10 protein-coding genes and 1 pseudogene are annotated in these 13,272 nt (G+C 37.0%); 4 read left to right on the top strand and 7 right to left on the bottom strand.

Going from position 1 to position 13,272, the window contains the following annotated elements; translation table 11 throughout:
- Positions 1 to 411 (top strand): response regulator, encoded by a 411-nt coding sequence (locus tag F0365_RS06480; protein ID WP_169932952.1) that lies wholly within the window; start codon positions 1 to 3, stop codon positions 409 to 411.
- Between the two features lie 19 nt (positions 412 to 430).
- On the opposite strand, the gene F0365_RS06485 is transcribed toward F0365_RS06480, so the two are convergent.
- The 5 genes from F0365_RS06485 to F0365_RS06505 form a co-directional block, all read right to left on the bottom strand.
- Positions 431 to 1,054, bottom strand: coding sequence for a lipoprotein signal peptidase (locus F0365_RS06485; RefSeq protein ID WP_169932953.1), 624 nt, complete (start codon positions 1,052 to 1,054; stop codon positions 431 to 433).
- A 27-nt stretch (positions 1,055 to 1,081) separates the two neighbouring features.
- On the bottom strand, positions 1,082 to 1,759 hold the full coding sequence (locus F0365_RS06490; protein WP_169932954.1) for a hypothetical protein: 678 nt from the start codon (positions 1,757 to 1,759) through the stop codon (positions 1,082 to 1,084).
- Positions 1,760 to 1,810: 51 nt separating this feature from the next.
- A complete protein-coding gene (locus tag F0365_RS06495) occupies positions 1,811 to 2,197 on the bottom strand; it encodes a TraR/DksA family transcriptional regulator (protein ID WP_169932955.1) in 387 nt (128 codons plus the stop codon).
- 3 nt (positions 2,198 to 2,200) lie between these two features.
- A complete protein-coding gene (gene ileS, locus F0365_RS06500; RefSeq protein ID WP_169932956.1) occupies positions 2,201 to 5,608 on the bottom strand; it encodes an isoleucine--tRNA ligase in 3,408 nt (1,135 codons plus the stop codon).
- 133 nt (positions 5,609 to 5,741) lie between these two features.
- Positions 5,742 to 6,536, bottom strand: coding sequence for a DUF2797 domain-containing protein (locus F0365_RS06505; RefSeq protein ID WP_169932957.1), 795 nt, complete (start codon positions 6,534 to 6,536; stop codon positions 5,742 to 5,744).
- 68 nt (positions 6,537 to 6,604) lie between these two features.
- On the opposite strand from F0365_RS06505, the gene F0365_RS06510 reads away from it, so the two are divergent.
- From F0365_RS06510 to F0365_RS06520, 3 genes are all read left to right on the top strand, one after another.
- Positions 6,605 to 8,137, top strand: a complete 1,533-nt coding sequence (locus F0365_RS06510; protein WP_169932958.1) for a GH3 auxin-responsive promoter family protein — start codon at positions 6,605 to 6,607, stop codon at positions 8,135 to 8,137.
- 102 nt (positions 8,138 to 8,239) lie between these two features.
- Positions 8,240 to 9,160 carry a PfkB family carbohydrate kinase gene (locus F0365_RS06515; RefSeq protein WP_169932959.1) on the top strand — a complete coding sequence of 307 codons (921 nt, stop codon included), beginning with the start codon at positions 8,240 to 8,242 and terminating at the stop codon, positions 9,158 to 9,160.
- A gap of 69 nt (positions 9,161 to 9,229) precedes the next feature.
- A complete protein-coding gene (locus F0365_RS06520) occupies positions 9,230 to 11,128 on the top strand; it encodes an amidophosphoribosyltransferase (RefSeq protein ID WP_169932960.1) in 1,899 nt (632 codons plus the stop codon).
- Positions 11,129 to 11,334: 206 nt separating this feature from the next.
- Here F0365_RS06520 and F0365_RS16525 read toward each other — a convergent pair.
- Positions 11,335 to 11,451 (bottom strand): annotated as a pseudogene (locus tag F0365_RS16525) (IS1595 family transposase); the annotation flags it as partial.
- A 628-nt stretch (positions 11,452 to 12,079) separates the two neighbouring features.
- A complete protein-coding gene (locus F0365_RS06525) occupies positions 12,080 to 12,337 on the bottom strand; it encodes a hypothetical protein (RefSeq protein ID WP_206071311.1) in 258 nt (85 codons plus the stop codon).
- Positions 12,338 to 13,272: the final 935 nt, after the last annotated feature.

A 13,272-nucleotide genomic window follows, 5' to 3' on the forward strand; every position in this document is an offset into this window, starting at 1 on the left:
ATGACAGATACAGTGATTAAAAAGGCGTGTATCATCGATGATGATAAACTTTATGTGAGTTTAGTCAAGATGCTTATTAAAAAAAATAAACTTGCAGAAGAACTGCTCATTTTTGAAAACGGTCAGGTTGCTTTTGAGTTTTTTAAAGAAGAGCTTAAAAAAGAAGAGCCTCATTTACCTGAAGTCATACTTTTAGACCTTAATATGCCTATTATGAATGGTTGGGAATTTCTTGAAGCAATTAAGCCGCTAGCTGGACAGCTAAGGGCAAAGATCAATATAGTAAGTTCGACGATCAATCCTGCTGAGGTTAATAAGGTAAAAAACTACGATTTTGTCACTGCTTTTATTAAAAAGCCCATTAATAAAGAGGCAATGGTCCTGGCATTTACTCTAGAAGTTTCACCCTAACCTATGGTAATTTTAAAGATTATGCTTTTTCATTATCTGGAAAAGCCTTTTTACTAAAAAGTATCAAAAGTATCACACCTATAGTAATCGCACTATCTGCAACGTTAAAAATAGCGTTAAAGAATTTAAAGTGTTCTCCACCTACAACAGGTATCCATTGTGGCCAGTCGCCTTCAAATAAAGGGAAATAAAGCATGTCTACTACATGTCCATAGCCTAAACCCGCATAACCACCAATATCAGGAAAAGCGGTTGCGATGGCGCCGTGGTAGCTGCCTGAGAAAATAACACCGTAAAAAATAGAATCAATAATATTTCCTAATGCACCAGCAAAGATCAATGAAATACACACAATTAAAATCTGATGTCCATTCTTCTTAATACTGCTTACCAACCAGTAACCGATTCCAAAAACAGCAAATACTCTAAACACTACTAAAATTAATTTACCATAATCACCTGGAATTTCCATTCCCCAGGCAGCACCGGCATTTTCATAAAAAAGTAGTTTAAACTTCCCCCAGTCTACAATAGCGTCACTATTGCTTCCTGTTAATGTATAATTAAGCTTTATATAAATTTTGCTCGCTTGATCTATTAGAAGAACCAATAGAATAATAAGTACCGCTCTTGATAATTTCATTACGTATTTTTCAAAGTTGTAAAAATACTACTTATTGCGCTTTTTAAGATTGCTTATGCTGCCCGATATGGTTTCTAATCGAGCAAAATATTTGATCAATGAGGGTTTTTCAAAAACAAAAACATTTCCAGACCTAGAAACAGCTTCAATATCATAGTTTTTGAGGTCTATAGAGATCGTTGCGTAAACAGAAACATATGTAAGATCCCCTTGGATTTGGTCTATTTTACAACTTCCAGAAAGCTGATTTATATAAATGCTTTTGTAATTTCCTGTTATAGTGATGTCTGCTGTTTGTGTATTAATAATCAGATGTTTATTTCTAGGGAGGGATAAAGTAGCTTTTCCATCGATAACTTTATGAGCACTTAATTTGTCTTGAGGAAAGGAAAAAGTAGGGTTAAAAGGGTCAGTAATGAGTAAAGAATCGTTTCTGATCTCGCTAGATAAAACCACCGCATTTTTATATTCGCCATTCTGTGAAGTCACTAAGGTTACTTTATCAGAGTCGCTAGTAGTTATTTCTAATTCGAGGTATTGAATCATTTGAATATCTACCACGTTAAACTGAGCTTGAAGATGACTGGTCTCGTTTTTTACAGGCGTAGATTCTTGGGCATCCGCTTCCGCGAAAGCGAGAACAATACCAATTATTACAACACAAAAAAACCTTTGTAAGTTAGAACAAGCATCATCTTTATCCATATTACAAAGGTTTAAATTTTAAAAACTCCTTGAAGGAGCGCAGCAATTGGTTTACTGCAAGTTTTTTGCTTCAATGCTGAGCGTAGCATGAGGAACAAGCTCCAAGCGTTTTTTATTAATCAGCTTGCCGGTCACTCGACAAACGCCATAAGATTTATTTTCAATTCTTATCAATGCATTTTTAAGGTCGCGTATAAACTTTTCTTGACGTATAGCTAGTTGTGAGCTTGTTTCCTTGCTCATTACAGCACTTCCCTCATCAAAGGCTTTAAATTGAGGAGCAGTATCATCTGTACCATTATTGGCGTCATTCATATAGGCGCTCTTGATCAATTCATATTGCTCTTTTGCTTCTTTAATTTTTGCATTAAGTATATCTTTGAAATAAGCCAAATCAGCATTGCTGTATCTTAATTTTTCATTTTCATTGGTGCTCATATATTATATTTTAGTCACTTTGATTGTGGTAGCAATATCGTCAAATTCAATTAGCGTACCCTTATAAACATTTGTTGTTATTGTTAATAAATCTGCTAGCGTTTCATCTTTGATATACTGCTTGTTTGTCAAAAGAGCATCGTCTAGTTCCCTATGAGATGCAATCTCAATATTGATTCGGTCGGTTACCTCGAGTCCAGAGTCTTTTCTTATGTTTTGAATGCGATTTACTATTTCTCTAGAAATACCTTCTTTTTTAAGCTCTGGCGATATGGTTACATCGAGTGCAACGGTAATACCTGATTGGTTTGCTACTAACCATCCTTCTATGTCTGAAGACGTAATTTCTACGTCTTCAAGGGTCAATATAACGGCATTTCCGTCTACTTCCACTTCTTTTTGACCAGTTTTTTCCAACAAAGCAATATCCTCTTGTTGAAAACTTTTAATCCTACTAGCGACTTGCCCCATGAGCTTGCCAAAGCGCGGACCTAAGGCTTTAAAGTTTGGTTTGATTTCTTTTACAAGGATACCACTCGCATCATCGATTAACTCAATTTCTTTTACGTTTACTTCACTCTTTACCAGATCTGCGATAGCTTCTATCTGAGCTTTATCTCTGGCATCTAGAACCGGTATCATAATACGTTGTAGCGGTTGACGCACTTTAATACTTTCCTTTTTACGCAGGGATAAGGTAAGACTAGAAATGATTTGTGCTTTGTGCATTTTCTCCTCCAGTGCTGCGTCTATAAGTGATTCATCAGCTTTAGGGAAAAGTGCTAGGTGTACACTCTCACTCGCATCGCTTTCACAAACACCAGTTAGATCTTGATACAGTTGATCCATAAAGAATGGAGCAATAGGAGCACCCAATTGTGCTATTGTTTTTAAACAAGTGTATAAGGTTTGATAAGCAGCGATTTTATCTTGCTCATAAGTTCCTTTCCAGAATCTCCTTCTACATAAACGCACATACCAGTTGCTTAAGTTCTCTGTGACGAAAGTGGTTATCGCACGAGCCGCTTTAGTAGGTTCATAATCTTCATAGAAGGCTGTGCTTTCTTTTATCAAAGTATTTAATTCTGATAGTATCCAGCGGTCTATTTCTGGTCGTTCTGATAATGGAATGTCTTTCTCACTATAGGTAAATCCATCTACGTTTGCGTATAGACTGAAGAACGAATAGGTATTGTAAAGCGTTCCAAAAAACTTGCGTTGCACCTCCGTAATTCCATCGAGATCAAACTTGAGATTGTCCCAAGGATTAGCATTACTCACCATATACCAGCGCGTCGCATCAGCACCGTATTTTCCTAAAGTCTCAAAAGGGTCAGCAGCATTGCCTAAACGCTTCGACATTTTTTGTCCCTTTTTATCTAGAACCAGTCCGTTAGAAACGACGTTTTTATAAGCCACATCATCACTTATCATGGTGGCGATAGCGTGCAGTGTATAAAACCATCCACGCGTTTGATCCACACCTTCGGCAATGAAGTCTGCTTTTCTCAACTGGTTTTCTACTTGTTCTTTATTTTCAAACGGATAATGCCATTGTGAATAAGGCATGGATCCTGAATCAAACCAAACATCGATAAGGTCTGCCTCACGAGTTAACTTTGCTCCGCTTTTACCTACTAGATAAATTTGATCTACTACGTTTTTATGAAGGTCTACGATGTTGTAGTTTTCTTTACTCATGTCGCCATTTTTAAATCCAGCAAACGGATTTGTAGTCATGAACCCAGCTGCGATAGATTTTTCTATCTCTCCCATAAGCTCTTCTATGGAGCCGATGATCATTTCTTCTGTTCCAGTTTCATTTCTCCATATAGGAAGCGGTATTCCCCAAAAACGAGAACGCGATAAATTCCAGTCGTTTGCATTTGCCAGCCAGTTGCCAAATCTTCCTTCTCCGGTAGATTTAGGTTTCCAGTTGATGGATTTGTTCAACTCATGCATTCTATCCTTGAACTCGGTTACTTTTATAAACCAGCTGTCCAGCGGGTAATATAAAATAGGCTTGTCAGTTCTCCAACAATGTGGATAACTGTGCACGTATTTTTCTACTTTAAAAGCGCGATTTTGTTCTTTTAAAGCGATCGCAATATCTACATCTACAGAACGTTCTGGTGCTTCTCCATCAGCAAAATATTCGTTCTTTACATATTTGCCACCTACCTCAGGCAACTCCTCGCGGAATTTCCCCTGTAGGTTGACAAGTGGCACTGGATTGTTATATTCATCCAACACCAACATAGGTGGGATAGGTGGATTTGCTTGTTTAGAAACAAGGGCATCATCTGCTCCAAAAGTAGGTGCGGTGTGCACGATTCCTGTTCCGTCTTCTGTCGTTACAAAATCTCCTAATATGACTCTATAGGCATCCTGTGCGTTTTCAAAAGGCGTAGCATAAGCTAATAATTGCTCGTACCTTAAGTTGACCAGATCTGTTCCTTTGCAAGACCCTAAGATTTGATATGGTATTTTTTTATCTCCTAGTTGGTATTCTTGTTTCGCTTTTGCGAAAGCGTCACCTTTCAAAGCTTGATTCTTTTTACCAAACTGATAGCTCACTAACTTTTCTGCTAGGATTACCTGCATAGGAGCACCAGTGTACTGGTTAAAAGTCTCAGCAAGTACGTAATCTATTTTAGGACCTACAGTAAGTGCGGTGTTGGATGGCAATGTCCACGGCGTCGTGGTCCAGGCAAGGAAAAAAACCTCTCCATTAGTTGGAAAAGGTAATTTTGATGGGTCTTCCACTTTAAATTGAGCAGTAACAGTAGTGTCTGTTACGTCTTGATATGTTCCTGGTTGGTTCAACTCATGGGAGCTCAATCCAGTTCCAGCAGCTGGTGAATACGGTTGTATGGTATAGCCTTTATAAATCAAGTCTTTAGAATAAATCTCTTTTAACAACCACCATACCGATTCCATGTATTTAGATTTATAAGTAATATATGGGTCTTCCATATCTACCCAGTAACCCATATCATCAGTTAGCTTGCTCCATACGTCGGTGTATTTGAGAACTGCTTTTTTACATTCCTCATTATATGCTTCTACAGAGATTTTTGTACCGATGTCCTCTTTAGTAATTCCAAGTGCTTTTTCAACGCCTAGCTCTACAGGAAGACCGTGTGTATCCCAACCGGCTTTGCGATTTACTTGATAACCTTGTTGTGTTTTAAAACGACAGAATAAATCCTTGATCGTACGTCCCATAACATGGTGAATCCCAGGTAACCCGTTAGCAGATGGAGGTCCTTCAAAGAAAATAAAAGGCTCATTTCCTTCACGAGTCGTCATGGACTTGTTGAAAATGTCGTTTTCCTTCCAAAAAGATTTGATACGTTTATCAACTTCCGGAAGGTTCAATCCTTTGTATTCATTGAATTTTTTACTCATCGCACTAGTGTTTTAAAGCTGGCAAAAGTACGGAAATTTGTGCATTATATTCTTTTCATGATCAAGCAAATCACCGTCTTTTCTCAAGGGTTATAGTCGCTTTAAGACATGCGGCCTTCCTAAGGGGAAAGACTTACTCCACCTTAATCTCTAGCACCAGTCCTTCATGACTGCGCAAATTCATTACTGTACCGCCTTCAAAGAGGAGGTATTGCCCTTTGATACCTTTTAATTTCCCAGCATGTTGAGTGGTTTTAGCAAGGTTAACACTAGTCACTTTTTCGGGGTATTGAAGTACAGGAAATTTAATTTCCCATTCTTTTTCATTATCGAGAATGAATTCTTGGGCTTCTCGAGGTATGAATTCTAGTAAGCTTTCACGGAAGATTAACAAATCCACATCTTCCACGTTATTGGTAAGCATCTTGCGCCAGTTGGTCTTATCTGCAACGTGATCTTTTAAGGCAACTTCTGTAATTCCAGCGAGGTAACGGTTGGGCGCTTCTAGAATCGCAACCGCTTCATGAGCACCTTGATCGATCCATCGGGTAGGGATTTGTGTTTTGCGGGTAACCCCTACTTTTATATTACTGCTGTTAGCCAGGTAAACAATATGGGGGGTAAGTTGCACTTTTTTCTCGTACTCTAGATTGCGATCTTCTTCATCCAGATGTGCACGGCTCAATTCGGGCTTCATGATCCATTCTCCGGCTTGTGGGATTTGAGAAAAGCAATCATAGCAAAAGCCCTGACGCCATATTTTTTTGTCAAGGCTGCAATTAAGGCATTCATTTCCTACGTGCTTTAAAGAAATATGTTTATCCAGCAGCTGGTTCATGTGCAAAAAGTTATCTGGAAAAACAAGGTAATACTGAACGGTTTCCTTGAGTTCTGTTTGCATTTTTCTAATCGTTCCGGTAAGGATCATGGTAGTAACTTTAAAAATTAAGGAAGTATCTTTGGAACCGTAAAAATACCAATTAGGATTTGTAAAATATGGCAAACGCATTACTCAATTCTGTCGTCTCGTGGTTTCTAAAGAAACGCCTTCACGATATGGAGCTCTTTATGAAGCATCCACAGGAGTTGCAGGATAACATTTTGCAAGATCTTATTTATTATGCGAGGCATACAGAGGTAGGGAAGAAGTACGGTTTTGACTCTATAAAATCCTATCGCGATTTTGCAGACAGAGTCCCAGTTTCTGGATATACGGAAATGGAAGCCTCTATAGAACGGTCTAGAAAAGGGGAAGGAAATATTTTCTGGCCTAGTGATATCAAGTGGTTTGCTATGAGTAGCGGCACGACTAATTCTCGCAGCAAATACATACCGGTAAGCCAGCAGTCGCTCGAAGACTGTCACTATGCAGCCGCTAAAGACTTGTTGTGTATGTACCTCAATAACAATCCAGATTCTAAGATTTTTAAAGGAAAAGGATTGCGATTAGGTGGGAGTAAACAACTGGATAGAAAGTCAGGAACTGCTGCTGGGGATTTGAGCAGTATTTTAATAGACAACATGCCTTTCTGGGCAGATTACAGCTCTACTCCTGGAAATGAGGTAGCTTTAATGGCAGATTGGGAAACTAAAATGCCAGCGATAGTTCAAGAAAGTATTACAGAAGATGTGACCAGTCTTGCAGGTGTTCCCTCCTGGATGATGGTGCTCCTTAACAATGTCTTAGAAACTACAGGTAAGGATCATATTCTTGAAGTATGGCCGCAAATGGAAGTGTTCTTTCATGGAGGCGTGAGTTTTGACCCGTATGTAGACCAGTATAAAAAATTACTGCCAGCAGGTCATATCAAATACTACGAAACCTATAATGCGAGTGAAGGTTTCTTTGCGATTCAAGATAGAAACGACAGTAATGAATTATTACTTATGTTGGATTACGGAATTTTCTATGAGTTCATTTCTATGAAAAGCTATGATACACCAGACGAGAAGATCATACCACTTAGCGAGGTAGAATTAGAGGAGAATTATGCTATTATTATCACTACTAACGCTGGTTTATGGCGTTATAAAATAGGAGATACGGTACGTTTTACGAGTAAAAGTCCTTATCGTATTAAGGTAAGTGGTCGTACCAAGCACCACATCAACGTATTTGGTGAGGAGTTGATCATAGAAAATGCTGAGGAAGCACTTAAGAAGACCATAGCAGAGATTCCTTGTTTTATAAAAGATTATACCGTTGCGCCTATATTTATGGAAGGTAAAGAAAAAGGAGCTCATGAATGGATGATTGAATTTGGTACGCAACCTGGTGATATTTCCGCTTTCGCAAAAGCTTTAGACTTACATCTTCAAAGAGTAAATAGTGATTACGAGGCAAAGCGCTATAACAATATCACATTAACGGCACCAAAAATAAATATTGCAAATCCAGATGTGTTTTACAACTGGCTAAAGCAAAAAGGTAAACTGGGCGGCCAGCATAAAATCCCGAGGCTGAGTAACTCTAGAGAATATATGGACGAGTTGCTTGTTATTCATCGCAAAGGCAGTCTGGTTAAATAAAGGAGTTCATTTAATGGTTTAATTATCGATAGCAGGATCAAACTGCTTTGTTAAACCTTATCTGAAAACTGAATAAAACCGTATTTTTGCAAAAAATTATACATGAGCAAATTAGTTGTGGTAGGAACAGTAGCATTTGATGCGATTGAAACTCCTTTTGGTAAAACAGATAAGATTTTAGGTGGAGCAGCAACCTTTATAGGACTTAGTGCTTCTCACTTCGATACAGAAGTAGGCTTGGTAAGTGTTGTAGGAGGCGATTTTCCTCAAGAATATCTAGACATGCTTAAAAACCGCGGTATGAACATCGACGGTATTGAGGTCGTAAAAGAGGGGAAAACATTTTTCTGGTCTGGAAAATACCACAATGACATGAATACTCGTGATACTTTAGTAACAGAGCTTAATGTATTAGCAGACTTTAATCCAGTAGTGCCAGAGGCTTTTAAAGATGCTGAGGTAGTTATGTTAGGAAACTTGCATCCAGCAGTACAATTAGGGGTTATAGAGCAAACTCCTGCAGCAAAGTTAATCGTGCTGGATACTATGAATTTCTGGATGGACAGTGCTTTAGAGCTGTTACATCAAGTAATTGCTAAGGTAGATGTGATCACCATTAATGACGAGGAAGCAAGACAGCTTTCGGGAGAATATTCTCTAGTTGCTGCAGCACGTAAGATCCATGCAATGGGTCCTAAGTATGTAGTGATTAAAAAAGGAGAGCACGGCGCTTTATTGTTTCATGGGGAGCATATTTTCTTTGCTCCAGCATTACCATTAGAAGAAGTGTTTGATCCTACAGGAGCTGGTGACACATTTGCTGGAGGTTTTGCAGGATTCCTCGCAGCAAGTGGTGACTACAGTTTTGAAAACATGAAACGGGCGATTATTTATGGTTCTAATTTTGCTTCCTTTGCGGTAGAAAAATTTGGAACAGAGCGTATGCAAACGATTACCAATGATGAAATAAACACACGTTTAGAGCAATTTAAAGCGCTAACAAAATTTGAAATAAACAATTAGTAATATTTATCAAAAAAGCCTCAAGAATTCTTGAGGCTTTTCTATTTTAATACCCTTATACATCCCATCATGAGCGACCAGATAAAACACGAGTGCGGTATTGCACTTATCCGTCTTCTTAAACCATTAGAATACTATAAGGAGAAATACGGAACAGCTTTCTACGGTATCAATAAAATGTACTTAATGATGGAAAAACAGCACAACCGTGGCCAGGATGGTGCTGGATTTGCCAGTATCAAACTGGATGTAGACCCAGGCCAACGTTATATTTCTAGAGTGCGCAGTAATGCCGCACAGCCTATTCAAGATATTTTTGCACAAATCAACGACCGCATCAATACAGAGCTGACTGAAAATCCTGAAATAAAAGACGACGTAGCGGCACAAAAAGAACGGATTCCTTATGTAGGAGAATTGTTGATGGGCCATGTGCGTTACGGGACCTTTGGTAAAAACAGCATAGAATCAGTACATCCATTCTTAAGACAGAACAACTGGATGCACCGCAACCTGATTATGGCAGGTAATTTTAATATGACCAATGTATTCAAGCTTTTTAACAAGCTCGTAGAACTAGGGCAGCACCCTAAGGACATGGCAGATACAGTTACCGTAATGGAGAAAGTAGGTCATTTCCAAGATAGACAAGTCAGTAAATTATACAAAAAGTTTAAGTCAAAAGGTCTTTCTAAAATAGAAGCCAGTCCTAAAATTGCAGAAGAAATAGACGTTGCTAAAATACTGCGTAAGAGTGCTAAGGACTGGGATGGCGGTTATGCTATGGGGGGTTTAATGGGACATGGAGATGCTTTTTTACTGCGTGATCCTGCAGGAATACGACCGGCTTATTATTATCAAGATGATGAGGTAGTAGTAGTAGCAAGCGAGCGACCAGTAATACAAACGGCTTTTAATGTTGCATTTGAAGAAGTTAAGGAGCTCGATCCAGGGAAGGCCATTATTATTAAGAAAAATGGAACAGTTACCCTAGACCAAATCACAGAACCATTAGAGCGCAAAGCTTGTTCTTTTGAACGCATTTACTTCTCACGTGGAAGTGATGCAGAGATTTATCAGGAACGCAAAATGTTAGGAAAACTATTGTTTCCTGAGATTATGAAGAGTATTGATAACGATATTGATAACACGGTGTTCTCGTACATTCCCAACACAGCAGAAACATCATTCTACGGCATGGTAGAAGAGGGTCACGCCGTTCTCAACAAGCAGAAAAAAGATTTTATTATAGCTGGAGAAGGAAAGCTGACGGAAGAGCAAGTGGAAGCTACGCTTTCGCGAAAGCTAAGAACAGAAAAAATAGCGATTAAAGATGCTAAACTGCGCACATTTATAACGGAAGATTCTTCTCGTGACGACCTTGTAGCTCACGTGTATGATGTGACTTATGGTGTTGTAAAGCCGGAAGACAATCTGGTAATAATTGATGATTCTATAGTGAGAGGCACTACCTTGAAGAAGTCCATTCTTAAAATGATGGATCGATTGAACCCTAAGAAAATCATAGTGGTTTCTAGTGCACCACAAATTAGATATCCAGATTGTTACGGAATAGATATGGCACGAATAGAAGGCTTGGTAGCTTTTAAAGCGGCACTAGCTTTACATGAAGATCGTGGCACTTATGATGTGGTAGAAGAAATCTATAAGAAGTGCAAACTACAGACAGAGATGAAAGACGTAGATGTGGTAAACTACGTAAAAGATCTATACGACCCCTTTACAGATCAAGAAGTTTCTGATAAGATAGGAGAACTACTTTCTGAGGAAGGTTTAAAGGCTGATATAAAAATTATTTATCAAACCGTAGATAATTTACACAAAGCCTGTCCCAAGAATTTAGGGGATTGGTACTTTACAGGAAATTACCCTACAGACGGCGGTAATAGAGTGGTAAATCGAGCTTATATCAACTTTTTTGAAGGAAATGATGAGCGAGCTTATTAAGACGTTATTTTCTTATAAATTTTAAATCAAAATCCCCAAATCAAGTAATTGATTTGGGGATTTTGATTTAAAAAACTTTTTTACTCATTGAAAATGATATTTTGCTCCTTGCTTATTTTGAAGTCATAAAGCTATCAATAGTTTTATCAAAAATTGATCAATTAATTCGGCTATTGTATATCCGTTTAATGCCTATTAGATATGATGCCTGGACCTGTCTTCTGTGTTTGATGCGCCCATTTTGAAGCCTCTACCTCAAAGTAACCTTCATTCATATCCATCATTCTCTCTCAAGTATAACGGTCATCTCGATCTCCCATGGAGAGCACCCCTTGCTAACCACATGACGATCATAAAAATTAAAACCTAGAGAATCCATAGGAACATAGAGTCTCGAGGTCTTATAAATTTAAAAAATAGTCTTTGTACTACTAAAGTCATTACTCTATCTTTTTAAAGATTTTATAAACTAAATAAAGAATCAGCAATAAAATCAAGATGAATAAGATTTGACTTATTAAAAGTCCTAAACTAAAATCATTTATTACACTTTCCATAATTAATTAATTTTTTCAGAACGAACTATTTCGCCAGTGGTTATATTTAAAATCACCCTTATTTGGATCTGAGATGTAACACTTAAAGGTATGGCAAAGCCGCTATCAGAAAATTTAATCCCCATTGTTTCATTTACTATTATGTCTAGTTGTACGGTATTACCTACTAAGTTAACAACTCCTATTTCATAAACAACTACTCATTAATATTTAAAGCCATTTTCCATACTTGATATTCATGACAGTTAACCGTTTCAACGAAAATTTTCACATATAGGTGTTCCTCTAAAATACCATCTTTTTCCTTACTAACATCCTCTACTTTAAAAAAATCTAGACTAGAAACGTCTGTTAATTTTAGAGGCTTTTCTAAAGAATAATATTCAAAATATTTTTAAATATTTGGTTGTGAATTTACTACAACAACTTCATTATCATTTTTTATAGTTTTATTCTCTTCAAGCCATGTGTTTTTGTGTTTATAAAGAGGGATTTTCAATTTAGCTGAACTGTCTTTTTTAATAAATTTAAATAGTTCGCTATCGTTTAGTATTACATAAACAGTATTGTTACTTTGACTTGATACAAAACTTGAAGTCAAAATAATTATTGAAAAAAAGAAATTTTTCATACCATTCTTAGTTTTAGTCAATTTTTCCTTTTTAGGAATTATTGAAATTATTAATGGTTGTATTTATGGAATTTCTTTCTAATTGTGATAATGCATTCCAGGCAATAGTATTTACAGTGATTTTTTCTGATTTTACTATTACATCAGACTCACAACTGAAAATAAAAAATAAGAATACAAAAGATAAACATTTAAATAAACCTAGAATTGATTTAGATTGGGAGATAATAACATATTTGCTTAATTTTACATCATAAAACTAGTATTTTTAAGATGATATATTCAAGTTTATCCTATTATTCGTTAAAATCTCTATAATTAAACCCTACTGATCCACAGCATGCCAATCGACATAGCAGGTTTCTCTTTCTCTTAAACCTAACGCGTTTAGGGAGATGTTTACAAGCAATTGTTTTTGAATTTTATCGGAAAATCGATGATCATCATCTCAATGGTAGTTTGGGAATCTACATAATGATGAGTTGAGTATAGTTACTCCTCAACAATTATTGGGACTCAATTATGATGATCTCTTTGTAAGGATGAATGAGAATCTATCTTTAAGGCATTTTAATTTTGAAGTAAAACATTTTCACAGGAAAAACAGCTCATTTAAATGGTGATTATTTTGTTTCTGAAAAGGTTTTATTACCATCAGTTATGAATAAAATTGATGAGGCATTAAAATCAGATAGAATATTAGTTTCTATTGCGAGAAGAGGTAATCTCATGGCAGTAGCCAAAGTAAAACACAACCAAAATAATGTATATATAGACAGCTTTTTACAAATGCATAGCAATGCGTCCACAATACTATAAATCCTGAGGAAAGATTATTGAAAAGCATATCAGAGATTTCCAAAGGTGAAACGATAAATCATTTGAATCTAACCCAAATAAAAATCCCCAAATCATTTGATTGATTTGAGGATTTTTATTTGGGTTAAGTGCTTACT

Source organism: Nonlabens sp. Ci31 (assembly GCF_012974865.1).
In the GTDB taxonomy this organism is placed as follows: domain Bacteria; phylum Bacteroidota; class Bacteroidia; order Flavobacteriales; family Flavobacteriaceae; genus Nonlabens.

Coding starts and splice junctions, on each gene's coding strand:
- F0365_RS06480 (WP_169932952.1), top strand. CDS start 1: ATGACAGATACAGTGATTAAAAAGGCGTGTATCATCGATGATGATAAA.
- F0365_RS06485 (WP_169932953.1), bottom strand. CDS start 1,054: ATGAAATTATCAAGAGCGGTACTTATTATTCTATTGGTTCTTCTAATA.
- F0365_RS06490 (WP_169932954.1), bottom strand. CDS start 1,759: ATGGATAAAGATGATGCTTGTTCTAACTTACAAAGGTTTTTTTGTGTT.
- F0365_RS06495 (WP_169932955.1), bottom strand. CDS start 2,197: ATGAGCACCAATGAAAATGAAAAATTAAGATACAGCAATGCTGATTTG.
- ileS (WP_169932956.1), bottom strand. CDS start 5,608: ATGAGTAAAAAATTCAATGAATACAAAGGATTGAACCTTCCGGAAGTT.
- F0365_RS06505 (WP_169932957.1), bottom strand. CDS start 6,536: ATGATCCTTACCGGAACGATTAGAAAAATGCAAACAGAACTCAAGGAA.
- F0365_RS06510 (WP_169932958.1), top strand. CDS start 6,605: ATGGCAAACGCATTACTCAATTCTGTCGTCTCGTGGTTTCTAAAGAAA.
- F0365_RS06515 (WP_169932959.1), top strand. CDS start 8,240: ATGAGCAAATTAGTTGTGGTAGGAACAGTAGCATTTGATGCGATTGAA.
- F0365_RS06520 (WP_169932960.1), top strand. CDS start 9,230: ATGAGCGACCAGATAAAACACGAGTGCGGTATTGCACTTATCCGTCTT.